The following is a 24217-nucleotide window of genomic DNA, read 5'->3' on the forward strand; positions in this document are numbered from 1 at the left end:
TTGGAAGATGAAACTTCCCGGTCAGGTGATATATTGGTGAGATAGCCTCGGTATAACCCAAAACCCGGTCCGCGATATATTGAACCGGCACGGATCATCAATCGTCCGGCTCCCTGCTATCGGATTCGTTCATGCCTGCGGCGGAGGCCGGGACCTGCTGCCAGCCGGAGGGAATGCCAATCCTTTTTATCACTCCAAAAGATAGTAATGGTAGAGAATACCTGTTTGGTCAAACAGGAACGGGAGGCTATCTTCCATGGCTGACAAAAAAACGGTATGCATCTCAACCGATCCGGATTTTATCCAGGAGTTGTCCGAGTACCTCGAAGTCCTCTCTAACCCCGTCAGGCTCAAGATCCTCAAGGTGATAGAGAAGGATCCAAAGGAGATCAGCGAGATCGCATCCCGAATCGACACGAGCTATGCAAACACGAAAAAACACATCGATCAGCTCGTCCGGATTGGCCTGGTAAAAAAGGAGGCCGGCTTTGGGCGGGAGACGGTCAAGGGCATCCACCCGGTCTGGAAGTTCTCCCTTGCCGAGGGCAGCCTTGAGATGCTCATAAAAAATCTCGGGGTCTTTTCCCGGGTCAATATCCCGGTTGGCTTCGGGGGCCTGCAGGAGAAACTCGATTCTGTCCGGGCTGCCGTGGTAAAAGAGGCCGGGGCAGGAGTGCCGGCGCTGCACCTTGTCGGGGGAGCATGGGCGGGTCGCACGTTCCTGGTAAAGAAGGACCATATCGCGATCGGGCGGACGGATCCCGACACTTCCTCAAAAATGGGAGAGTCTGATATCGTGCTTCCCGAAGAGTACGTAATGGTAACAAGGATCACAAAACCCCATGCAGTCGTGTCCCGGTCATCGTCGGGCTGGCAGGTCGAGGACCGCGGCAGCTCGGGGGGAACGTACGTTAACTCCGATCTCATCGCCCCGATGCGCAAGACCCCGGTGAAGAATGGCGATGTCATCGATCTTGCACTGGGCGAGAACGCGGCCCGGTTCCTGTTTATTTCAGACGCCTGAGTACGGATTTTCCTGTCCCCGGGATAACGAGAAGTGAGATGATGATGGTTCGGAGAAACACGTACTGGGTTGTCCTTGGCCTCCTCATTGCCCTTCTCGTTCTTGCTGCCCCGGCCCCGGCAAAAGTCATTACTTATGACCGGTCAGGATCCGCCGGATCGGTACAGGACGTAATCAGCAATGCATCAGGAGGAGACAGTATCTTCCTCCCGTCCGGGACGTACTACGGGAACCTTGTCATCGACCGGCCGATCGTTTTTGGCGGCCTCGATACCGCAAATCCCCCGGTCATTGTTTCCGATAATTCATCGGAAGCCGGCCTTACCCTGTCATCAGACGGGATCACGGTAAACGGCCTTGTGATATCCGGGAACGCGACCGCGGGCATTGTCGTACGCTCGAACAACAACCGGATCAGCTCAACCACGTCGACCGGTCACCCAGCCGGGGTTTCTGTAAGGGGTGGATCGAACAACTACTTCGTGGACAATACGATTGACGGAAATTCCGTAGGGGTAAATCTCGATCGTTCGTCCCGTTCCAACACGTTCTTTCTCAATTCCTTAAACAACAGCATAAATGTCGTCAGTCCGGGATCCCAGAATGCATGGTATTCGGGCCGGCAGGAGTACCAGTACAAGGGGGCGGCATTTTCCGGGCCTCTGGGAAATTACTGGGCCGGAACAACGTTTTCCGATACCGATGGTAATGGCGTCGGCGATACCCCGTATACGCAGGACGCGCCTGCCGGGACAACGCCCGGAACTTCCGGGGTGATCGATGAGGCTCCCCTGGTAAGTCCGCCCTCCGCATACACGGTTACTGCCTCGTCTGTCCCGTTCAATGCAACCGGTCTTGGCAACCTGATGCAGCCCCGGGGCGACCTGGCCACGGGCCTGTCCCCTCAGTCGAATAATCCCCAGTCATCGGGCTCGGGCTTTCCGAGCGAACCATTTACCGGATCCCAGCAGCAGGGCCAGGGTCTCCTTCCCGATAACCTGCAGCCCCCCAACAACCCTGTCGGAGGTTTCCTGGCCCGGTTCTGGTGGCTTGTACCCATCGCCATCATCATCTCTGTTGTCGGGGGTATCCTCTTCGAACGCTCGCGCCGGCGGATGAAGGCTGCGGTCCCCGCAGACAACCTGTCTCCTGCTGCACGGAATGCAACCGTTGTCAAAAAGCCGGATTCGCCCGGTACCATGCCTGCCCTGACGGATCAGGAGTACGGTGCCCGCCTGCCGGCAGCCCTTGAAAAGAGATACCCGGATGCGGAATATATCGCGGAGGGCGGGGTTGCCCGGGTCTTTAAGGCACACGATGAAAAGAACAACCGGGATATCGCGGTGAAAGTCCCTATCCGGTTCGACGAGGAGACGGGATCCCAGTTCACAAAAGAGCTCCATGTCTGGGAAGGTCTCCACCACAAGAATATTGTCGAGATCTATGCGGCAAACATCTTCCCCCGCCCCTATATTGAGATGGAATTCGTGGAATCGTCCCTTGCCGGGATGAAGTTCCCCCTCGATGAACCAACCGCGGTCCGGATTGTCACCGGCGTTGCAGAAGGTTTGGAGTATGCCCACGAACAGGGGATCGTCCACCGGGACATAAAGCCGGGGAATGTCCTTATTACTCCCGACGGGATCCCGAAGATCACCGACTGGGGGCTCTCGAAAGCACAGGGGACGCGCCAGTCCGGGCTGATCGGGTTCTCTTTAGAATACGCAGCGCCGGAACAGCTCGCACCGAACCTGTACGGGGAGCCCGGTCCATGGACCGATATCTACCAGATGGGGATACTCTTTTACGAGATGCTGACCGGGCGCGTTCCCTTTGGCGGAGATGGGATGGGCGAGATCACCCATGCGATCTTACATGGCGAGCCGGAACCCGCGTTATCCGAAGGCCCGCACGCAGCGGCGATCAATGCGATCATTGCCCGGTGCCTGAAAAAGAACCCGAAAGACCGGTATGTATCGGTCGCCGATCTCCTTGCCGATTTACAGAAACTCTGATCTTTTTAAAGGAGTGGGATGAGAGAAGATGCCCCGGTACTCCAGGGAAGAACTGCATACGGAAAATTAAAAAAAAAGATTACTGTTTTTCAGGTGGGGTGCCTGAGGGTGCAGTACCCGAGGGGGGTGTCCCTGAGGGAGCCGTGCCGTTCATCTGTCCGCCAGCCTGGCCTCCCGATGGCGGAGTGCCTGACGGGGCAGTCCCATTCATCTGCCCGCCCGCCGGTGCGCCGGAGGGTGCGGTACTGTTGGTCTGATCTCCTGCAGGCGGAGTGCCCGAAGGAGTCATTGCTGCGTTTTGTCCTGAGGACTGGCTGTTGTCGGTTACTGCGGGAGTTGCGGACGCAGTGCTGCCCGACGACTGGGTCGAGTCTGTTGAGCTGGTGCATCCGGCAATCATGATGCCTGCGATCAGGATTGCAGAGGCAACCAGCAGGAGTGTAATGCTCTTCTTCATGAGATTGTTCACTGTCCTTGTTTTCATATTCCCCGGGTTAGGGAGAACATTCTCTCCCCCCTTACCCGGTGGAGTTATTATATCTGCTGTATGGCACCGGTGATACCCTGTAAAAGCCGGGGAATATTTGAACCCCCTGGTATTGTATATGGAGCTTGGAAAAGCGGGGCATCCTCCTTCCTGGTACCGTTCGCCATACCTGGGGGAAATCCGTAAAAATCTTCTGCCGGCACAGGACCTGGTGGCTAAAAAAAAGAATAAAAAACAGACACCTGCTGCGGTCCGGCAACAACAATCCTAAAAAAAGTGCTTTTAAAGATCCCTGCCTCCGCCGGAACGAGGGCCGCGCGGGGGACGTTTCAGCAACAGATAACCGGTGGTTCCTATCGCTACAAGAACCGCGATACCCGCATAGGGGAGAATACCTGATCCGTCTCCCGATCCCGCTGGGGCCTCTGCCGCAGGAATGTCAGTTGTCTCTGTCATCTCCGGGTAGGTGGTGGCAGCGGTCGGAGTGGCTGCCTCTGTCACGGGGGAGGTTGTAGTGACGGTAATGTACCCGTTCCTGACAACGGTATCGGTACCCCCGGTGTTGGATGCCGTGAGTTTAACGGTAAAACTGCCTGCCGCTGTGTAGGTATGGGTGGGGTTTGGCAGGGTCGAAGATGCACCATCGCCAAAGGACCAGACCCAGGCAGTGGGGGTGTTAGACGAGGTATCGGTAAACTGTACGGCAAGCGGGACAGAACCGGTTGTGGTGTCTGCCGTAAAGGATGCAGAGGGGATTCCAATCGCGTTGCTTACCGCGATAAACCCGGATTGTGTTGTCGTATTGCTGCCCTCGTCGTTGGTGGCAGTGAGGGTGACCGAGTAGCTTCCGGTATTCTCATAGGTATGGGTAACATTCTGCGCAGACGAAGTGCTCCCGTCGCCAAACGACCAGTACCACGCGGTCGGCGTATTTGTCGAACTATCAGTAAATGCGACCGTGAGCGGGACCGTGCCTGACGTGATATTGGCAACAAATGCCGCAACGGGCTTGGCAGGATCTGCCACAACGCAATCCTCTTCAACTTCGGTATCGCTGCCCGCAGTATTGGATGCGGTCAGCGTGACGGTGTAACTCCCTGCTGATGTATAGGTATGGGAGGGATTCTGGCTTGTTGCATAATCCCCGTCCCCGAACGACCAGACCCATGATGAGGGGGCGTTGGACGATGCATCGAAGAACTGGACGGTCAGCGGGATCTCTCCGGAAGACCCGGATGCAAGGAAGGAGGCTACGGGAACCGCAGCCTCTTTTGTGACCGTAATATATCCCGGCTGGGAAATGGTAGTCGATCCGGCGCTGTTTGAAGCGGTGAGGGTCACCGAATAGGTCCCGGCGGACGTGTAGGTATGGACCGGATTCTTGGTAGTTGCAGAAGAACCATCGCCGAACGACCAGAGCCATGCAGTGGGGGAGTTGGAGGAAGTATCCATAAACTGGATGGAAAAGGGTACTGTTCCCGAGGTCTGGTTGGTCACGAATGCAGCAACCGGCACCGTCCCGGATTTTGTCACGGTGATATACCCTTCTTCTGTGTCCGTTGCGCTGCCTGCGGCATTGGATGCAATCAGGGTGACCGTGTAGGTTCCTGCCGTTGTATAAGTATGGGAGGGAGTCTGGAGCGTGGACGTACTGCCATCGCCAAACGACCAGAGCCAGGCAGTCGGTGTATTCGTGGATTCATCGACAAAAAGGACGCCCAAAGGCAGGGTTCCTTCGGTAACATTCGAGGTAAATGCCACGGAAGGCAGTGTCGCTGCAAAGCCCGGTACAACAAGGATAAGGCAAAGGAGGAGGCCGCAACCGGCGCAGAGGGGAATTTTCATGCGAAACCCCCGGCATGCATATGCAGGAAGATCCCTGGGGAGTCAATGTGCGTTTTTTTCATCAGATCACCATTATGATCCCCCCATCGCCGATCCCCGTATTTATTATGAGCATATATGCCGCGTGCAGGTTTTTCCCGGAAACGGTAAGTATTGAACCAACTGGTACAAGGTACCCTTTCTCGGAATGCAATCGTGCAGAGAACGGGAAGCTAAAAAGAGGGTAGGTGAGGGAAGATCCCTCCCTCACGCGTCTGCATTTCCCGACCGGCGGGCCCTGCAGGGTGTATCTCCATCCCGGTCATGGAATGCCTGGCCGTACGCGATAGGGTTCCGGCCTGTTTCCCGGGAGCTGCTGCACATCCCGGGAAGATAACGGTCTCATTCGTATCGTGCTTTTTCCTGACACCCCTTCACGGCAGGGGTTGTTTTGTGCCTTTCCTGATCGTGTGCTCTTCCTTGTCTTTTGTCGGATATCTGCGAATCGTTTCGTATATCCGGTTCATGAATGCTCCTGCAGGGCAAAAACACCCGGCCCCGGGTCTCATCACGGGGTTGTGACGGATTCAGGGTGTTTTTTAGGAGTTATCCCGTATGCTGCAAATCTCTCATCTCACCTCCGCTGGTGATTTCCCGGTCGGGTACTCACCATACATGCCCGTGGTAAGCAGGACTCTTATAATGCCCTCATGGCAGTCGTGAAATTAAGGACAGCAAGGGATATGGATGAAACCGGGAGGTACAACATATCCGGTAACCGGCTCTTCCGGGCAAACAGGGTGCATGGAAAAACAAAAAAGAGGGGGGGAAAACGGGGCGGGGTATGCACCCGCATACCGTTTATTCGCTCCGCAATGCATCGATGGGATCCATATTCGAGGCCCGCCACGCCGGGTACAACCCCGAGACCACGCAGACCACGATCCCCACCAGCATCGCCGCCGGAACATACATGATGCTCTCCGGCATGAAGAAGTATGCCGTTGTCCCGATCATGGCATCCACCACCGAGTACCCGATGATGAGACTGCTCACCCCCCCGATAACCGCCCCAAGGAGGCCGAGAATGAATGCCTCGTAGAGGAACATCCGGCGGACTTCCCCGCGTTCGGTCCCGATAGAGAGCAGGATGCCGATCTCCTGGATCCGCTCGTTCACCGACATCATCATCACGTTAAAGATGCTCACTGCCGCGACAAGGAGCGAGATACCGCCGATAGCCATGATAAATGTCGTTACGGTACTCAGCGTCGACGTTGCAGTTTCGAGCTGCGAGGTCGCATCCGTTATCCGTACTGCCGGCGATTTGCTGTTGGTATTGATCTTTGCATCGATCGCCTCTTCGATATCGGCAATATTATCGGTATCCTTGACGATCACGTTCACCTGACTGTATTTGTCTTTCCCGCCGTACTGGTCGGTGTACCATTTGCTGTTCACGATGATCGCGTTGTCTGCGGATACCCCATCCGAGGTAGTCCCCCGGGCCTTTAAGACCCCGGCGACCTTTACCTCGGGACGGGACGTGGACGAGAACGAGCCGATCTTGATCCGGCTCCCTACTTTGAGGTTGAACTGTTCGGCAATGTTTGCCCCGACAAGTGCATCATTCACGCTTTCAATGCTCGAGTTCCCGTAGGTCTGGTTGAGGGTCAGAAATGTGGTGATATCATCGGGATCGATACCGTAGATCTGGGCACGGCCCGGTACCGATGACAGGGTAAACTCACCCGTCGTCGAATAGATCGGGATCACCGTACCGTTTGTCCCCACAATGGTTTTGATCTTTGCAAGCTGGGTTTTTGTGATCCCAGTGGCAGTCGACGAGGTCGGCGTTGACCCTGGCGGGCCCATACGGACGGAATCCGACGAGATGACGATCGTATTCGCACTCGATGAGAGCTGGTCTTTTACCTCCAGCTGCATGTTTGTACCCAGCATTCCCATCGACGCGATGGCGACCACACCGATCACAATCCCGATGGCAGCAAGGAGCGAGCGGGTGAAGTTCAGCTTCACACTCCGTACCGAGAGGCTGAAGAAGATATCGCCCTTGATCATGATTCCACGATCCTCCCATCGTCCAGCCGTATGGTACGCTGTGCGTACTCGGCGATCTTCGGGTCATGCGTAACGATGATTACCGTTTTGCCTTTGCTGTGCAGGTCGCAGAGAATATCCATGATCTGGAGCCCGGTCTTCCGGTCGAGGTTACCGGTCGGCTCGTCACAGAGAAGGATCTTCGGATCGTTCACCAGCGCCCGCGCAATGGCTACCCGCTGCTGCTGGCCTCCCGAAAGCTGGGTGGGGCGATGGGCGCTCATGTCCTTATCAATACCTACCTGTTCGAGGAGGTCAGCCGCCCTCCCGGTTGAATCATGTTTTTTGTATTTCAGGATCAGCGGGTACTCCACGTTCTCGTACGCGGAGAGGAGGGGGATCAGGTAGAACTTTTGAAAGATGTACCCAATCGTGTCCCGGCGCATGTGCGTCCGCTCCAGCGGCGTCATCTTTGCCACATCTTTTCCTGCAATGTACAGTGTCCCCGATGTCGGGACATCGAGGATCCCCAGCTGGTTCATCATGGTCGATTTACCCGATCCCGAGGGCCCCATGATGGCGACAAAGTCGTTCTCCCTGATATCGAGGGTGACGTCATTTAATGCGGTAAAGTCGCCGCTTTCGAGATGGTAGGTCTTTGTCACGTTAACAAGCTGGATAATGGGGGTATCGGTCATGTCCGATCCCTCACTGCTGCTTTTTGATCTTTCCCATGACCCATTTCCGCTTTTTCCACAGGACAATCCCTGCCACAAGTACGATTGCGGCGATGATCACCGGCATAAATGAGCTGATTCCGCCGCCTTTGCTGCCGGTAAGGAGCGAGGTTGCGCTGTTGCTGCTGCTACTGCCGCCAGGGCCCCCGCCCATTCCCCCGGGACCTCCGCTCATGCCGCCCGGTCCGCCGCTCATGGATGAGCTGGAGAAGGTCTTTGTGCTGCTGCCTGACGTGCCTGTAGTGGCACCGGCAGAGCTGGTGGAGAGGTCGAGGGTCTTGGTGATGCTGTAATCGTTTCCTTCACTGTCTTTCCAGCTCACAACGAGCGGGATGGACGAAAGGTCGTTTGTGGTAAAGGTCACCTCAAAACTGTTCGAATCGTCAGAGGCAATGCTTCCGATGGCGTATTCGGGATACGTGCCGGTCCCTTTGGCCGGGGAGCCTACGCTCACCACCACACCTTTTGCATCGGAGACACCGGCGTTCGTAATATCCCCGGTGATATCGTAGGCGCTGCCCGACGAGGAGAGCACCACGTTATTTACCACCGGCACAGCTGCGGTCTTGTCCGCACCGAAGTTTATCGGCAGCACGACATCGATGGAATGGGGGTTGTTGCCGTTCTCGTAACTGACATGGAACGTCATGTTTGATGCCGTGTGGGGGGTAATGCCAAACGTCACATCGGTGGAACTGCCAGCACTGATTGTCGGGACGAGATAGGTACTTGGGTAGGCATCGCTCCCGGAACCTGTTGGAGTAATCACAACATTGTTAACTGCACCATCACGGGTGTTCATGATAGTAAGTGTCACGTTCTGTTCTGCTTCCGGAGAGAACGAGGTGGGCTTATCCGTGATGGCTGCTGAGAGCGGGTCTGAATCAATAATGATCTTGATAGGGTAATGGATGGAGTTGCCGCTCTTGGTTCCTATAGAGAACAGTCCATAATACGTCCCATCGGTGGATTTTGCGGTGGTGATCAGGGAATAGGAAATTGTCGAACCTGCACCGACATAGCTCATCGCTTCCCAGTTATCCTCGTTGTTTACATTCAGTTTGGAACTCAGAAGATCCGGATGCGAGAGCCCGATCGCGGATGTGCCGCTGTTTGTGAGCGTTACGGTGATCGTACCAGTATCGCCCGGAAAGTACGAGACCGGATCCATGGTCACATTCGAAACATAGACCAGCGCTGCATCATCCACATTCGTCGTGCTTGACGAACTGCTTGACGAAGTACTGCTGGTGCTGGAACTACTGGTCGTGCTGCCCGATGAGGTGCTGTCTGCGAAACAGACCGGCACCATCATCAGCAACAGGATGATGGAAAATATTCCCAGTTTTACCTTCATAATATCTCCAGAGAGTATGAGCCATCACTTCCCCTGCCACGACAGATATATTCACAGCATACCGACCGGCGAATTATGAACTATTCCGGGTATGTATTGAACCGGGCGGTTCACTATATCGTCTCCACATTCCCTGATGTGTACTAAAATCAGAGTTTCCCGCCGACCTGCTTTGGCCGCTCGTAAGAAAATGAAAAGGGACCGGTCAATCCGGTGGTAACATTGTCGGGACAATCCGTTCTTGGAGTCGCCGCTGGTGCGACCCGTTCCAGTACAGTCTCCCGCATGCTTCGCACCAGAAAAAAGTAAAGCCGGTCTTTTCCTGCGGGGCATATGGAGCTGAGGCAATCTCGTCATCGGCTGCCCTGCGCAGCACGGTATTGCACAGCGAGCACCTGCACATCAGGAGCCGGCGGCTGATCAGTCCGCGCCCGATAAGCAGTCCGCTCTGCCCGATGACGTCTTCTGCCTCTACGAGTACTGCCTGTTTTCCGCCCCTTCGGGCAAGCTCATGGTCCCGGGTCAGCAGGATCCGCTTTTCACGGTACGCCAGATCGAGCAGCCGGGTGTCTTCCCGGGGATCCCCCGGGGACCAGCCATTCGCACTGATCGTGTCGTACCCCATGAACCGGAGGTACCGGGTAAGGGTACCAAGCATCCGGTCGGCAAGGAACCGGGACTCATCAGCAACCGGCTCTTCAGACATGACGAACGATCCCGATGGTCTCGCCGCAGTTTTTGCACTGACGTTCATCGAGGCCGACGATCTCTGCGGAAAATCCCCGCCGTTTTATGAGGAGCGAGCCGCAGGCCGGGCAGCAGGTGTCGTCAAACCCGTTGTGTCCCACGTTCCCGGCATAGGGGAACTGCAGGCCGAGCTCTTTTGCCCGGGTGCAGATCTTTTCGATGAGTGCTGCCGGTGTCCCGCCACGGTCGGTCATCCGGAAATCCGGGTGGAATGCGGAGAAGTGCATGGGGGTCTCGGGGCCAAGGTTCTCGATCACCCACCGGATCAGGGCTTCCTGCTCCTCCATGCTGTCGTTTTCCCCCGGGATCACGAGCGTCACGGTCTCGATGTGCATGCCCAGTTCGCGGGCAAGAACCACAGCATCGAGCACCGGTTGCAGGTGGGCCCCGCAGATTTTCCGGTAAAAATCGTCGGTGAATGCCTTGAGGTCCACCCGGAATGCCGAGAGCATGGGGGCAAGCTCCCGGAGCGCCTCTTCGGTGATATAGCCGTTCGTGACATAACAGGTGCCCAGGCCCCTGGACCGGGCAAGCATCCCCATATCGAGGGGATATTCGTGCCAGATGGTCGGTTCGTTATACGTCCACGAGATACTTGCGCACCCGCTCGCGGCGGCGCGGCTGACGCCCTCTTCCGGGGAAATAGAAACGAGACGGGCACTTTGCCGATCGGCCTGCGAGATCTGCCAGTTCTGGCAGTGGCGGCAGGTAAAATTGCACCCGATCCCCCCGAGCGAATAGGTGAGTGTGCCGGGCAGGAAATGGTAGAGCGGTTTTTTCTCTATCGGGTCTACGGCTTCGGCACTCACCAGGCCATAGGTTGTTGCATAGAGCGTTCCGTGGGTATTCTGCCGGACGCCGCAGATCCCGTGCTTCCCGTCGGCGATCCGGCACCGGTGGCTGCACAGGGTACACTGGACCGCGTTATTCCCTGTTTTTATGTACTGGCGCGCTTCCCTCATGGCCCGTCACGCCGCAGATCCCTTACGTATGCAACCCGGAGGTTTTCCCGTCTTTTTCCGGTTCGTCATCAACCTCAAGGACAAACGAGCCGCGGTACTTACAGTCTTTGCAGAGATATACCTGGCCGATATATCCCCCGGCGACCGGGAAGATATTGCGGCTCTTGCAGGCCGGACAGTATAACATGACAAACTCCCCTTCAACAACTCTATATGAGCATCCGGCACAAAAACTAGTGCAATGAAGACGGTCGTAATCTCGCTGGGCGGCTCAATTCTGATCCCGGAACTTGAAAAGAACCGGATCAAGGCATATCTCGCGGTCTTAAAGAAGCTCGCGGCAAAGCACCGGATTTTTGTCGTGGTCGGCGGCGGGGGAGCGGCCCGGGATTACATCGATGTTGCACGGGACCTTGGGATCGACGAGGGGACAGCAGACGAGATCGGGATCCTCGTGACAAGGCTCAATGCAACGCTGTTAATCGCCGCGCTTGGCGAGGCGGCCTATCCGAAGGTGGCGGAAAGCCATTCGGAGGCAAAGAAGTTCGCCGAGGCAAAGAAGATCGTGGTGATGGGCGGGATTACGCCGGGCCAGACCACCGATGCGGTCGCCGCCGTGCTTGCGGAACGGGTCCGGGCCGATCTCTTCGTGAACGTGACCTCGGTCGACGGGATCTACGACCGTGACCCCAACCGGTATACCGGTGCCCGGCGCTATGACACGCTCACCCCAGCAGAACTCCTCGATATCGTCGGGAAAGGCGGCCTGGGGGCCGGCTCCCATAACGTGCTCGACATCATTGCCGCCCGGATCGTCGAACGCAGCCACATCCCGCTCGTAGTAGTAGACGGCCGGCGGCCGGCGAACCTGGCCGATGTCCTGCTTGCCGGGAAAGGGACCTGCTCGGTTGTGAGCGACACAAAAGATACGATCCTCCCTCTCTGACGTGAGGGGAGGTAACGGCAGGTATTTTTAGCGGCCGACAACAATACTGTAAGGCGCGGGGTAGTAGGGTAGCCTGGTCCATCCTAGAGCGTTTGGGACGCTTTGACGGCGGTTCGAATCCGCCCTACCCCATACGGACATGAAAAAACAGGACGCCCTTCGGATTTACTCTCTTTTAGTAAAACAGTATCCGCACGCCCGTGAATCGCCGACCACCGTCTGCCGGGGCACCCCGTTTGAGGTGCTTGTCCTAACGATTCTCTCTGCCCAGACCACCGACAAGGCGGTCCTGATGGTAAAAGACCCCCTTTTTGCAGCCTACCCGACACCGGCGGCCCTTGCCCGGGCAGAGATCGCGGATGTGGAACCGATCATCCACCGGCTCGGGTTTTACCATGCAAAGGCAAAGCACATCGTCGCCGCTGCACAGGCATTGATCGACCGTTTTGGCGGAAAGGTTCCCCGCACCATGGATGACCTGCTCACGATCCCCGGGGTCGGCAGGAAGACGGCAAACATCGTGATGTATCACGGTTTCGGGCAGAATACCGGGATTGCCGTGGACACCCACGTGCGCCGTCTGGCACAGAGGATCGGGTTCTCGGACACGGACGATGTAAAAAAGATCGAACAGGATCTCATGGCGCTCTTCCCGAAGAAGGAATGGGGCGATCTCACCGATGTCTTCATTGCCCACGGGCGGGCGACCTGCGATGCGAGAAAACCTCTCTGTGAAACCTGCGTGATCCGGCAGCACTGCCGGTACTACCACGGCCTGCACTGACCCTCAAAAGCTCACAGCGCTTTTTTTAAAGAACTGCACGGGGCACTACATTAAAAAAAAGGCGGTTATGCCCCGACAAAGATGCGGATCACCGCAAACGCGGCATACCCGATCAGGGCGCTCACCGGGATCGTCAGGATCCAGGCAAACATGATGCTCCGGGCCATTCCCCATTTTACCGTACTCGACCCCATCGTGGTACCGACACCCATAATGGACGAACAGATCACGTGCGTTGTGCTGACCGGGATCCCGGCCGCAGATGCACCAAGGATCGTTGCCGCACCCGCGGTCTCTGCTGCAAACCCGTGGACCGGGCGAAGTTTGGTGATCTTGTATCCCATGGTCTTTACGATCCGCCATCCCCCGGCAAGGGTGCCGAGGGCAATGGTCGTGTAACAGACCATGATCAGCCAGAACGGTACCGGAAGCGAGGTCGTGCTCGCGGTTGCACCGAAATACCCGATGGAAAAGAGGAGGGGGAGGATGATACCCATCGTTTTCTGGGCATCGTTTGTCCCGTGGCTGAAACTGTATGCTGCCGCAGAACAGAGCTGGAGTCGTTTGAAGTAGCTTTCCGCGGTAGGCCGGTTCGAGCCCCGGGTGATCCAGAGGATCGCCGCCATAAAGAGGAACCCGCAGGCAAGGCCGATCAGCGGCGAGAGCACCATAAAGAGGGCAACCTTTCCCACGGTCGACCATTTGATTGCAGCAAGCCCGGCAGCGGAGATGCCGGCCCCGGTAAGACCGCCGATCAGGGCATGGGACGAGGAAGTGGGCAGGCCAAAAAACCAGGTGATAAGGTTCCAGCTGATGGCGCCGGTCAGCGCCCCGAGGATGATATAGGGAATGACCAAGGTCGAAACAATGTTGAGCTGGACGATGCTGCTGATCGTATCTGCCACCGCCACCCCGAAACCGAATGCGGCAAGGAAGTTGAAACACGCGGCGAAGATCACGGCGTTCCTGGGAGAGAGAACCTTGGTGGAGACCACGGTCGAGATCGAGTTTGCCGAGTCGTGGAAACCGTTGGTGAAATCGAAGATCAGGGCGACGATGATGATCGCGATAATCAGGATCAGGGGGGCTTCTATCACGGGATCTCACCGCCGGACCGCTTGTTCATGTCAGTACCCTCACGAGTGCCGGATCGCAATGTCCGAGAGCACATTCGCTACATCTTCGCAGTAGTCGGTCGCTGTTTCAAGGTTCTCGTAGATATCCTTGTACTTGATGATCGCCACGGCATCGTTTGTCTTGAAAAGGTCGGTTACTGCATGGGCAAGCACATCGTCGGCAAGGTTTTCGAGTCGGTTCACCTCAATGCAGCGCTCCTCGATATACCGGGGGTCCTTGATCGAGCGGATGCCTTTTACCGCCCCTTCGATCTCGACGGTTGAGAGGTGGATGAGCTTTGCCAGTTCGATCATGTGCGAGTCGGTGCTCTCGATCCCGTAGTAATACATCTTCTCTGCCGAACTGTCGATATTGTCCATCACGTCGTCGAGAGCCGATGCGAGTCGTGAGATCTCTTCCGGATCGAGGGGGGTAATAAACGTCCTGTTGAGCTGCTCGTAGATCCCGTGGGTGATCTGGTCGCCCTGGTGCTCCAGGAGTTCGATGGCGTGCCGTTTCTCCTTGACGTTGGTGAAATCCTCGCTCAATCCTATGAGCTGGTAGGCGGCTTCGCGCACGGTTGCCGCCTGGCGTTCGAACATCTCAAAAAAGATCTTGTCCTGCGGTATCAGTAATTCCCGGAGCCCCATATGCTAAAACCTACTCTTCATCAGCGCAGAAAGACTAAAAATATACCGAAAGATCGTGCCTACGGGATAAGGGTGCCGACAAGCAGGAAGAGCATGTAGCCCGCCCACGCGCATATGGCTGCAAGCGGGATCGTGACCACCCACGCCGTCATCATCTCCCGCACAACCTTCCACTGGACCGCATTTTTTCCCCGGGTTACTCCGACACCGACAATTGCCCCGCTTATCACGTTGTTCGACGAGACCGGGATGCCGTGCGTCGTGACAAGGGCAAGCGTCATGCTGCCGGCAGTTCCCGCACAGAACCCCTGGTAGGGCCGGATCTTCGTGATCCCTTTTGCCATCCGGTCCACGATCTTCCACCCGCCAAAACAGGTGCCAATCCCGATGGCAGCGACAGAGGAGAGGAGAACCCAGGAAGGTACGGTAAATGTGGATAGGATCCCGGCAGAGACGAGAAGTGCGACGATCACACCGACGGCGTGCATCCCGTCGTTTGCACCATGGCCTGCGGCCTGGAAGCAGCACGCAACGATCTGGAGCGGGGAAAAGATCCGGTTCATCCGGTCCTGGCGGGAATTCCGGAACAGGTGCGAGACCAGTATATCGAAGAGGAACGATGCCGTTGCGCCAAGAACCGGCGAGATAAAGATGAAAAGGACGACCGCAAGGAGGCCGGTGATCTTCAGCATGCCAAAAAGGATGAGGAGGGGGATTGCCAGGGCTCCGCCGCAGATGGCGCCGATAATGGCTGCCAGCCGCATGTCCCCCTGGAACGTGGCGGCAATTGCACCTACCACAATCGCTCCCACAGCAGCCCCGGCCAGTGCCCAGGCAAACGTATCGAGGATAATTCCCGCATCCGGCCAGATCACCGCCCCGATCCCGAACGCGGCAATGCCCGCCCCGATGAGCCCGCCGATGAGGGCATGGCTGCTTGAGACGGGAAGGCCGAGCCGGGTTGCAAGGAACACCAGTGTCGTAGAGGACAGCATCGCCACGATGAGGGTCTGGGGGGTGAGCGCCCCCGGAGTTACGATTGCTGTCCCGATGGTCGCTGCAACGGCCGTGGTGAAGATAAACGGGCCGATCATGTTACAGAACCCGGTCAGGAGGACGGCTTTGAACGGGGAGAGCGCCCGGGTTGCTACTACCGTGGCGATCCCCTGCGCAGCATCGGCCATGCCGTTCAGGAAGTTGAGGACGAGCGCCAGTGCGATACCGAATACGATAAGAGGCTCGATACCGGTCATGTATGACTCATCGAGATATCAGAGAGTGCATGCCCGACATCGTTGCATTTCTCCATCACCTTTGCAAGGCTCTCGTAGATATCCTTGAGCTTGATGATCATGAGGAGATCCTTGGTCTTGAAGATCTCAAGAATGGCACGGGAGAGCAGCTCGCTTGACAGGTTATACAGCCTGCTGATCTCAAGGATATGGCTGTGGACTTCCTGGGGTTTTGTTAAGTCTGCAAGGGCATCCACCGCCTCAACGATCTCGTTACTGGTCATCAGGATGAGGTACGAGTATTCCTTGAGCACGTCGCTCGACCGGGTGAGTTCATAGGTAGCCAGCTGGTGGGCCACCCAGTCGAGCTTGTCGAGGACATCGTCGAGAGCCGGGGCAAGGCGGGCGATCTCATCGGGTTCGAGCGGCGTGATCAGCGACTCGTTGAGCCGCTCGTAGATATGCCTCGTTACTTCGTCCCCGAGATGTTCGATCTGGCGGATCTTATGGGCTTTTTCGATCCCTTCCGGGAGCTCGTGGGTGATCTCGTTTAAGGTTGCCGAAGCCTCGTTGATCTTCTGGGCCATATCCTTAAAGAGGGCAAAAAAGATCTGGTCTTCGGGAAGGATCAGGTCGCGGATGCGCATGGTCTCCTGACATACCGTTTGCCGGGAAGTATAAAAAGGTGATTAAAAACGGATCAGAAAAATGGACCGGGCGGGAATTGAACCCGCGGCCTCTTCCATGCCAAGGAAGCGATCTACCACTGATCTACCGGCCCGCTCTAACAGTGTAGAACGGCATAGGTTAAAAGAATTGGGGGAAAGACCGGCAAAAAACAGGGGGTGGCAATGGAACGGTGCGACCCGTTACTCCGGGGATTTTGCCCCGGCTTTTCCTTTCGCACCGTTCTTTCTCTCTTTTTTTGCGGTTGCGTCCGGATTCGCTGCCTCTTCGGCAACATGCCGGATCCAGGCAAGCACCCGTCCCCGCGCCGTCGGTATTTCGGACTGTTGCACGATCTTCCCGTTCTCGATGTACCGGACGATTAAGGGCGTGGCATTTGCCGGGGCGGCCTGCCCGGCCGGCAGGGTGCGGTGCTTTCCGCAGACCAGCTCCCAGACCTGTTTTATCCCGCTCTTTTTTCCCCGCTTTGCCTTTGGCACTCCTTCGATCTCCACAATATCCATGGCAAAGTCGACCACGGGAGCATTCGCAATAGCGCCTCCGATCCCAAACGCATCCACGCAGTCCCGGTAGGCAATCACATCGTCTCTGGTGACCCCTCCCGAGAGGAAGATCTGCACCCGGGAATAGCCGTGCGAATCGAGCTCCCAGCGGACTTCGTCGATGATCGCCCGCATGTTCCCGCGCCGGGACCGGGGCGTATCGAGCCGGACCGCGGTCGCCCCGCACTCCGCTGCATGGAGCGATTCCGCTTTCTCGTCGCAGTAGGTATCGCAGAGCATGATCCGGGGCACGGCCTTCGGGGCGTCCCGGTCAAAGGCCCGCCATGCCTCTTCGGGGTTCTTAAAACACATCACCATTGCATGCGGCATGGTGCCGACAACGGGCATACCCGGGGGGGCGCAGGTGTTCGAGACCCCGTCCGCACCCCCGATCCAGGCCGCCCGTTCGATCATCATCGCAATGGAGGGGTGCTGGCGGCGGGAACCAAAGGAGTACACCGGCTTTCCTTTTGTCTCGCACATGATATGGGCGGTTGCCGATGCGATCCCTGAGGCGTGGCAGAGGAAACCGAGAATGGCGGTCTCGTACCGGCAGAAGTCCCGGTAGCGCCCGGTGATCCGGACCACCGGTTCGCCGGCAAAAAAGAGCGTGCCCTCCTTCAGGGCATCGACCGTTACCGGCACCCCTTCGAGGAGCGCGAGCACATCGGCAAGGCCGCAGAAGATACCCCAGGTATCGGGAAGAGCAGCAGCGGTTACTTCCATCGAGACCAGCGGGTTGATCCCCTCCTTTTTGAGGATCTCCTCGGTCCGGACAAAGTAGATATCCGTGCATTCCCCAGACTTGATCTTCGCGTCGCTCACCGTGTCGAAAAGGCCCATACGCAGTTATTGGGATACCGGAAAATTTACGTCTGCTGGTCGCACCCCCCCTGTGATTCGCTAGGTATTAGTTCCGGGGCAACCTACCCTTGACAGAAGGTCTTCATGGAGAAACAACGTGCAAACGGCAGCCCCGCTTTTTCCGGGCAGAGGGGGCGTGCCTGAATGCTTGGCATCATCGGCGGGACAAGCCTGCTCTTCTCTACCTTACCGGAACTAAAAAAGGAGACGGTTGCAACCCCGTTTGGCAGCGCCGAGATCCTCAACGGGGAGATCGTGATGCTGATGCGCCACCAGTTCGGCAGGCCGCCGCACCGGATCAATTACCGGGCAAACCTTGCCGCCCTTGCACTGGCCGGGGTGGACCGGATCGTTGCGTTCGGGTCGTCGGGGTCGCTTAAAGCAGCGATCCCGCCGGGCACCGTCCTGATCCCGACCGATTATATGAGCGTGACCGACATTCCCTCGATCCATGATCATAAGATCGAGCATGTGATGCCGGAGCTCCCCCGGGCATTTGCCGAAGAGCTTTCGCGGACGGTCCCCGAAGCCCGGCTCGGCGGGGTCTATGTCCAGACCCGGGGGCCCCGGATCGAGACCGTTGCTGAGGTTGCGGCGCTCGCCAAGGTTGCCGATGTGGTCGGCATGACGGTTGCCTCGGAGGCAACGCTTGCCTGCGAACTCAAAATGGACTTTGCCGCGCTCTGCACGATCGATAACTATGCAAACGGTCTGGGGAAGGATGTGCTCAGCTTCGACCACATCCTCTCCACTGCAAAGGAGAACTGCCAAAGGACCGAAGAGACCCTGGGCGCGATCATAGAAAAGATGGGATGAATGAGGAGTTGCCATGACGGAACAGAATCACCAGACTACTGATATATTCGGGAAAAAGAAGTCCGTGCTCATTACCAATGTTGTCGCGGAGAAAACGCCGGTCGACATTTTTATCGATGCATCCGAGACCATCACCGATATCGGCCACGATATCCGCAAGCGCCACCGGGGCGAGGCGGAGTTTATTATTGACGGCGACGGGGCGCTTGCGCTTCCCGGCCTTGCAAACACCCACACCCATGCGGCAATGTCCCTTTTACGGGGCTATGCGGACGACATGATCCTGCAGGACTGGCTTGCCACCAAGATCTGGCCGCTTGAGGCCCATCTTACGGCAGACGACGTGTACTGGGGCACGAAACTTGCCTGCCTCGAGATGATCCGGACCGGGACGACTGCCTTTAACGATATGTACTTCTTCATGGAGTCCGCGGCAAAGGCCGTGGACGAGAGCGGGATCCGGGCCCTGCTCTGTTACGGGTTCATCGATCTCGGCGATGCCGCAAAGCGGGAGCACGAGTGCAAAGCGACCGAGGCGCTGGTCTCCCATATCAAAGGGTTGAAGAACCCGCGGATCCGGGCCGCTGCCGGGCCGCACGCTCCTTACACGGTCTCACCCGAGGGCCTGAAATGGTGTGCGGAGTTTGCAAAAGAGCAGGAGATTCCCCTCCACATCCACCTTTCCGAGACGGAAAAAGAGGTAAACGACTGCGTTGCGCAGCACGGGAAACGCCCTGCCGCCCTGCTCGATTCATGCGGGGCGCTCACGCCAAAGACCATTGCAGCCCACGGCTGCTGGCTGGATGACGGCGAATGTGCGCTGCTCGGGAAACGCGGGGTCTCGGTCTCCCACAACCCGGCAAGCAACATGAAGCTTGCCACCCACCGGGCGCTCCCGTACCAGAAGCTGGTTGCGGCAGGGGCAAACGTCTGCCTCGGGACTGACGGCTGCGCCTCGAACAACAACCTTGACATGTTCGAGGAGATGAAGATCGCTGCCCTGCTCCAGAAGTTCTTCTGGAACGACCCGACCGTGCTCCCGGCACCGGCGGCTCTTGCAATGGCCACCACCAACGGGGCAAAGGCACTGGGCTTTGGCACCGGGACCCTTGTCGCAGGCGCACCTGCCGACCTTATCCTTGTCCCGACCCGCACGGCCTGCAACACGCCCCTCCACAATGCGGCATCGAATCTGGTGTACGCATGCAGCGGGGCTGCGGTGGAGACCACGATCTGCGCCGGGCGCGTCCTGATGCTCGACCGCGAGATCCCGGGCGAGCACGAAGTCCTTGCCGGTGCAGCGGATGCCGCAAAGAACCTGGTGAAACGGGCACAGACTGCCTGATCCTTTTTTTCATGAAAGCCGTTATCGAGCGCATCGGGGATCCCACCGCGGTGCTTGTGCTTCCCGACCGGGATTTTCTCCGGTTCAACATACCGTCAGTCCTTCTTCCGGAAGGGTGCAGCGAAGGCGATATCATCACGGTCTCGCTCGCACCCGATCATGAGGCGACCCGCGAGGCCCAGGATCGTGTCGCCCGGCTCATCAACGGCCTGATGGATCAGTAATCCCCCGGATCATATCCGACATATCTTTACCCTATCCCGGGCAAACTTTTGCACTATGACGTGCTGTGAGAAGCATTCGGAACACAATCACTCTAAAACCTGCAAGATCTGCAAATCCGAGTTCTGCCACGACTGCCACCCGTCGGCATTTGGCATCTGCGAGAAGTGCGGGTACAAGATCCTGATCGTCCTTGTCGTCGTGATGGTGATTGCCTCGTACATGGCCTGGTTCGGCGTATTTTAAAAAAAGGCCGATATCATTCTCCTTTTTATTCTACCTGCCCGGAAGCGAGGGTAAAAAAATGCAGTCATTAGAACCTGCAAACGGCGATGCCGCAGCCCAGAGTCCCGCGATCTGCCGGACCCCGGCCCGGCCGGTAACCGCGACCGAGAAGCACATTGTCCTTTTAATCGCGATCCTTGCCGGCTTTTTAACGCCTTTTGACGGTTCTGCGGTCAACATTGCCCTCCCTACTATCGGTACCCAGTTCCACATGGACGCAATCGCCCTCTCTTGGGTTGCGACCGCATACATCCTCGCATCCGCCCTGTTCCTCGTGCCGTTCGGGAAGATCGCGGATATCTACGGGAGAAAGAAGGTCTTTTTATGTGGCCTTGCGGTATTCGGGGCTGCGTCGCTGGTCATGACCCTTGTTGCAACCGAGCAGCAGATGATCGCGGTCCGGGTTTTACAGGGGATTGGCGCAGCGATGATCTACGGAACCGCGGCTGCGATCCTGATCGCGGTTTACCCCCCGGGCGAACGGGGAAAAGTGCTCGGCATCTACATCACAGCCGTGTACCTCGGCCTGACGATCGGGCCGTTTGCCGGCGGGATCCTTACCGATCTCTTCGGCTGGCAGACAATATTCTACATCAACGTGCCCATTGCTATCGGTGCGATCGCCCTTGTCCTGTGGAAACTCAAAGGCGAGTGGGCCGAATGCGCAGGAGAACACTTCGATCTTATCGGATCGCTGATCTACAGTGTCGGCCTCGTGGCGCTCATGTACGGGTTCTCTGTTCTCCCGGCCGTGTACGGGGGCGCACTCGTGATTGCCGGTATCGTCTTTTTGGCCTTCTTTGTCTGGTTCGAGCTGCATCAGGCCTGCCCGGTCCTCGACATGAAGCTCTTTACCCGGAGCCGGATCTTCACGTTTTCGAGCCTTGCGGCGCTTATCAACTATGCTGCAACGTACGCGATTGCCTTCCTGCTCAGCCTCGACCTCCAGTACACCAAAGGCTTCTCAGCGGAACACGCCGGCCTGATTATCGTCGCAGCCCCGTTTGTCCAGATGCTTGTCTCGCCCTTTGCCGGCTGGCTCTCGGACCGGTACGACTCGCAGGTGATCTCATCGGTGGGGATGGGTCTTTCCGCACTGGGGCTCTTCCTCTTTGTCTTCCTGACCGCAGCAACCCCGCTCTGGTATATCATTGCCGTGCTCATGCTCCTCGGGCTGGGTTTCGGCCTGTTCTCGTCGCCGAATACAAACGCGATCATGAGCGCGGTGGAGAAGCGGTACTACGGTGTCGCATCGGGGATCAACGGGACGGTCCGTCTTCTCGGCCAGATGCTCTCGATGGGTATCGCGATGATGATCTTTGCCATCTTCATCGGTGATGTGGAGATCACGCCGCAGTATTACCCGCAGTTCACCGCAAGCCTGCACTGGCTTTTCATGATCTTTACCGTGATGTGCGTGATCGGCATCTTTGCCTCCCTTGCACGGGGGAAAGACGAGCGGCCCGCCGAAGCGGAATAATTTTTTTCTTAAAAAAAAGAGGACGGGGCCGGGCTCTTTATGCGGTCTTGATCCCGTCTGCGGATTCAAGGCCCAGTTTTTTGATGGACTCTTCCCGCATGGCAAACTTCTGGATCTTGCCGGTCACGCTCATGGGGAAGTCGTCGACAAAGAGGACATACCGGGGGATCTTGAAGTGGGCGATCTTTCCCTTGCAGAACTCTTTTACCTCGCTCTCGGTGAGTGCCTGCCCGCTCTTTACTTTGATCCAGGCGCAGAGCTCCTCGCCGTACTTCACGTCCGGCACGCCGACCACGTACACATCGGAGACCTTCTCGTGGTGGTGGAGGAACTCCTCGATCTCGCGCGGGTAGATGTTCTCCCCGCCCCGGATCACCATGTCCTTTAGCCGGCCCACGACCTTAAAGTAGCCCTCCTCGTCCATGGTGGCAAGGTCTCCGGTATGGTTCCAGTGGTCCTTGTCGAGGGTTGCATGGGTGGCGGCCGGATTGTTGTAATAGCATTTCATCACGCAGTAGCCGCGGGCGCAGACTTCGCCGACCTCGCCCATCGGGACAATTCGGCCGGTTTTGGGGTCCACAATCTTGAGCTCCGTGTGCGGGAAGGCTTTGCCGATGGTCGTGACCCGGCGTTCGAGCGGGTCTTTTGTCGTGGTCATGGTAACGCCCGGCGAGGTCTCGGTCTGGCCGTACACGATCACGATGTCCCGCATGTTCATGAGGGTATTGACCTTCCGCATCACCTCGATCGGGCAGGGGGAACCGGCCATGATGCCCGTGCGCAGGGTGGAAAGATTGTATTTCCCAAAGTTCGGGAGGGAGAGCTCGGCAATGAACATCGTGGGCACGCCGTGGACGGCGGTGCAGCGCTCTTTTTCGATCGTCTTTAAGACCTCCTCGGCATCGAAGGTGGGGCAGGGAAGCACCATGGTCGAGCCGTGGGTGGCAGAGGCCATGTTGGAGAGGACCATCCCGAAACAGTGGTAGAACGGTACCGGGATGCAGAGCCGGTCCTTCTCGGTAAAGCCCATGCCCGAGCCGATGATGTAGCCGTTGTTTAAGACCCCGTGGTGGGTGAGGACAACGCCTTTGGGGAACCCGGTCGTACCGCTCGTGTACTGGATGTTGATGGGATCGTCGAACGTGAGCGACTCGCCCCGCTCGACCAGTTCGTCCTGCGAGATCTCTTCGGCCTTCTTCATGAACTCGGGCCAGGTGAACATGCCGTTATACGGGATGTCCCCCATAAAGACGACATTTTTTAAGAAGGGGAACTTCTCGCTTGAGACCTTTCCCGCCTTCTGCTCGTAGGCTTCGGGGCAGGCCTCGTAGAACATCCCCACGTAATCGGAGGTCTTGAACCGCCCCTGGAGGATCAGGGTCTGGATCTCGGCCTGCTTTAAGGCGTATTCGAGCTCGTAGGTACGGTAGGCGGGGTTGATGTTGACCATGATCGCCCCGATCTTCGCGGTTGCGAACTGGACTACGATCCACTCGGCATGGTTCATTGCCCAGATGCCGACCCGGTCGCCTTTTTCTACCCCGAGGCCCATGAGCGCCCGGCCTACCTCGTTGACCTTCTCGCGGAACTCCTTATACGTCCAGCGGATGTTCTGGTGGACCGAGACCACGGCCTCGTTATCCGGATATTTTGCTGCGATCACGTCCAGCATTTCCCCGATGGTCATCCCCAGCAGCGGGTACTCTGCGGTGCCGCACGTGTAACTGATACCCTGAGCCATCGTAAAATATGGGGGGAGAAGAGCATATATCATTAGTGCCGCCCCGGCGTTCGTCGGTGTCTTTTGGAGACTGGGCCGGGGAAAACCGACGGGCCTTGCAGGGCTGCCTGTGGCGGGAAAACCGGGCGTCCGGTAACAACACTTAAATTTTGTCAGCACGATTTTGTACAGTCAGCTGTAGCAACATGCTGCATGACGGGCGGGGTTGTGGCCAAGCCCGGAATGGCGACGGGCTCCAGCGGTCTTTGCGTTCAAAAAACGTGCTCGCAGATGATGAACAATGGGTCTGCTGA

24 protein-coding genes and 3 tRNA genes (1 of these 27 cut by a window edge) are annotated in these 24217 nt (G+C 57.4%); 12 read left to right on the forward strand and 15 right to left on the reverse strand.

The window, feature by feature from the left end; all coding sequences use genetic code 11:
• The first annotated feature begins 256 nt into the window (after positions 1-256).
• Both BP758_RS00155 and BP758_RS00160 read left to right on the forward strand, forming a co-directional pair.
• The gene (locus BP758_RS00155) at positions 257-1024 is read left to right on the forward strand and encodes a helix-turn-helix domain-containing protein (RefSeq protein WP_292367528.1); all 768 of its coding nucleotides are present in this window, start codon (positions 257-259) and stop codon (positions 1022-1024) included.
• Between the two features lie 38 nt (positions 1025-1062).
• Positions 1063-3039, forward strand: a complete 1977-nt coding sequence (locus tag BP758_RS00160) for a protein kinase domain-containing protein (RefSeq protein ID WP_292367530.1) — start codon at positions 1063-1065, stop codon at positions 3037-3039.
• 79 nt (positions 3040-3118) lie between these two features.
• On the opposite strand, the gene BP758_RS00165 is transcribed toward BP758_RS00160, so the two are convergent.
• Complete coding sequence (locus BP758_RS00165) at positions 3119-3523, reverse strand: hypothetical protein (protein WP_292367532.1); 405 nt, start codon at positions 3521-3523, stop codon at positions 3119-3121.
• A 121-nt stretch (positions 3524-3644) separates the two neighbouring features.
• On the opposite strand from BP758_RS00165, the gene BP758_RS00170 reads away from it, so the two are divergent.
• Positions 3645-3797 (forward strand): hypothetical protein, encoded by a 153-nt coding sequence (locus BP758_RS00170; protein WP_292367534.1) that lies wholly within the window; start codon positions 3645-3647, stop codon positions 3795-3797.
• A gap of 11 nt (positions 3798-3808) precedes the next feature.
• Here the strand turns inward: BP758_RS00170 and BP758_RS00175 are convergent, their stop codons facing one another.
• The 7 genes from BP758_RS00175 to BP758_RS00205 all read right to left on the reverse strand — a co-directional run bounded on the left by BP758_RS00175 (position 3809) and on the right by BP758_RS00205 (position 11401).
• A complete protein-coding gene (locus tag BP758_RS00175; RefSeq protein WP_292367536.1) occupies positions 3809-5371 on the reverse strand; it encodes a PKD domain-containing protein in 1563 nt (520 codons plus the stop codon).
• A gap of 840 nt (positions 5372-6211) precedes the next feature.
• Positions 6212-7432, reverse strand: coding sequence for an ABC transporter permease (locus tag BP758_RS00180; RefSeq protein ID WP_292367539.1), 1221 nt, complete (start codon positions 7430-7432; stop codon positions 6212-6214).
• On the reverse strand, positions 7429-8109 hold the full coding sequence (locus BP758_RS00185; protein WP_292367541.1) for an ABC transporter ATP-binding protein: 681 nt from the start codon (positions 8107-8109) through the stop codon (positions 7429-7431). The genes BP758_RS00180 and BP758_RS00185 overlap by 4 nt, the downstream gene beginning before the upstream one ends.
• Positions 8110-8119: 10 nt before the next feature.
• The gene (locus BP758_RS00190) at positions 8120-9505 is read right to left on the reverse strand and encodes a hypothetical protein (protein WP_292367543.1); all 1386 of its coding nucleotides are present in this window, start codon (positions 9503-9505) and stop codon (positions 8120-8122) included.
• 205 nt (positions 9506-9710) lie between these two features.
• The gene (locus BP758_RS00195; RefSeq protein WP_292367545.1) at positions 9711-10211 is read right to left on the reverse strand and encodes a Mut7-C RNAse domain-containing protein; all 501 of its coding nucleotides are present in this window, start codon (positions 10209-10211) and stop codon (positions 9711-9713) included.
• On the reverse strand, positions 10204-11214 hold the full coding sequence (gene amrS / locus BP758_RS00200; RefSeq protein ID WP_292367547.1) for an AmmeMemoRadiSam system radical SAM enzyme: 1011 nt from the start codon (positions 11212-11214) through the stop codon (positions 10204-10206). Before amrS ends, BP758_RS00195 begins: the two co-directional genes overlap by 8 nt.
• 22 nt (positions 11215-11236) lie before the next feature.
• The gene (locus BP758_RS00205) at positions 11237-11401 is read right to left on the reverse strand and encodes a hypothetical protein (RefSeq protein WP_292367550.1); all 165 of its coding nucleotides are present in this window, start codon (positions 11399-11401) and stop codon (positions 11237-11239) included.
• A 54-nt stretch (positions 11402-11455) separates the two neighbouring features.
• On the opposite strand from BP758_RS00205, the gene pyrH reads away from it, so the two are divergent.
• The 3 genes from pyrH to nth all read left to right on the forward strand — a co-directional run bounded on the left by pyrH (position 11456) and on the right by nth (position 12944).
• Complete coding sequence (gene pyrH, locus BP758_RS00210) at positions 11456-12160, forward strand: UMP kinase (RefSeq protein WP_292367552.1); 705 nt, start codon at positions 11456-11458, stop codon at positions 12158-12160.
• Positions 12161-12217: 57 nt separating this feature from the next.
• Positions 12218-12292 (forward strand) — tRNA-Pro (locus BP758_RS00215).
• A 7-nt stretch (positions 12293-12299) separates the two neighbouring features.
• Entirely contained in the window at positions 12300-12944 is a 645-nt protein-coding gene (gene nth, locus BP758_RS00220) for an endonuclease III (protein WP_292367554.1), read from the forward strand.
• Positions 12945-13009: 65 nt separating this feature from the next.
• On the opposite strand, the gene BP758_RS00225 is transcribed toward nth, so the two are convergent.
• The 6 genes from BP758_RS00225 to BP758_RS00250 all read right to left on the reverse strand — a co-directional run bounded on the left by BP758_RS00225 (position 13010) and on the right by BP758_RS00250 (position 18014).
• A complete protein-coding gene (locus BP758_RS00225) occupies positions 13010-14041 on the reverse strand; it encodes an inorganic phosphate transporter (protein ID WP_292367556.1) in 1032 nt (343 codons plus the stop codon).
• Between the two features lie 39 nt (positions 14042-14080).
• Positions 14081-14710: a DUF47 domain-containing protein gene (locus BP758_RS00230; protein ID WP_292367557.1), complete on the reverse strand. Its 630-nt coding sequence runs from the start codon at positions 14708-14710 to the stop codon at positions 14081-14083.
• A gap of 59 nt (positions 14711-14769) precedes the next feature.
• Positions 14770-15963 (reverse strand): inorganic phosphate transporter, encoded by a 1194-nt coding sequence (locus BP758_RS00235; RefSeq protein WP_292367559.1) that lies wholly within the window; start codon positions 15961-15963, stop codon positions 14770-14772.
• Entirely contained in the window at positions 15960-16589 is a 630-nt protein-coding gene (locus BP758_RS00240) for a DUF47 domain-containing protein (protein ID WP_292367561.1), read from the reverse strand. The genes BP758_RS00235 and BP758_RS00240 overlap by 4 nt, the downstream gene beginning before the upstream one ends.
• Before the next feature lie 62 nt (positions 16590-16651).
• Positions 16652-16723 (reverse strand) — tRNA-Ala (locus tag BP758_RS00245).
• 88 nt (positions 16724-16811) lie between these two features.
• On the reverse strand, positions 16812-18014 hold the full coding sequence (locus tag BP758_RS00250; RefSeq protein ID WP_292367563.1) for a nicotinate phosphoribosyltransferase: 1203 nt from the start codon (positions 18012-18014) through the stop codon (positions 16812-16814).
• Positions 18015-18179: 165 nt separating this feature from the next.
• Here BP758_RS00250 and BP758_RS00255 point away from each other — a divergent pair, with 165 nt between their 5' ends.
• Genes BP758_RS00255 through BP758_RS00275 form a run of 5 tightly spaced genes read left to right on the forward strand, consistent with a single transcriptional unit; the run spans position 18180 to position 22183 of the window.
• On the forward strand, positions 18180-18851 hold the full coding sequence (locus BP758_RS00255; protein WP_292367565.1) for an MTAP family purine nucleoside phosphorylase: 672 nt from the start codon (positions 18180-18182) through the stop codon (positions 18849-18851).
• 13 nt (positions 18852-18864) lie between these two features.
• Positions 18865-20196, forward strand: a complete 1332-nt coding sequence (locus BP758_RS00260; protein WP_292367566.1) for an amidohydrolase — start codon at positions 18865-18867, stop codon at positions 20194-20196.
• Between the two features lie 11 nt (positions 20197-20207).
• Entirely contained in the window at positions 20208-20420 is a 213-nt protein-coding gene (locus tag BP758_RS00265) for a DUF3006 domain-containing protein (RefSeq protein WP_292367568.1), read from the forward strand.
• 55 nt (positions 20421-20475) lie between these two features.
• Entirely contained in the window at positions 20476-20664 is a 189-nt protein-coding gene (locus BP758_RS00270) for a hypothetical protein (RefSeq protein ID WP_292367570.1), read from the forward strand.
• Positions 20665-20722: 58 nt separating this feature from the next.
• Complete coding sequence (locus BP758_RS00275) at positions 20723-22183, forward strand: MFS transporter (RefSeq protein WP_292367572.1); 1461 nt, start codon at positions 20723-20725, stop codon at positions 22181-22183.
• 37 nt (positions 22184-22220) lie between these two features.
• On the opposite strand, the gene BP758_RS00280 is transcribed toward BP758_RS00275, so the two are convergent.
• A complete protein-coding gene (locus BP758_RS00280; protein WP_292367574.1) occupies positions 22221-23924 on the reverse strand; it encodes an AMP-binding protein in 1704 nt (567 codons plus the stop codon).
• A 201-nt stretch (positions 23925-24125) separates the two neighbouring features.
• Here BP758_RS00280 and BP758_RS00285 point away from each other — a divergent pair.
• Positions 24126-24217: transfer RNA gene (locus tag BP758_RS00285), tRNA-Trp, on the forward strand; it runs 349 nt beyond the window's last position.

Origin of the sequence: Methanoregula sp. UBA64 (genome assembly GCF_002502735.1) — an archaeon.
GTDB lineage: Archaea > Halobacteriota > Methanomicrobia > Methanomicrobiales > Methanospirillaceae > Methanoregula.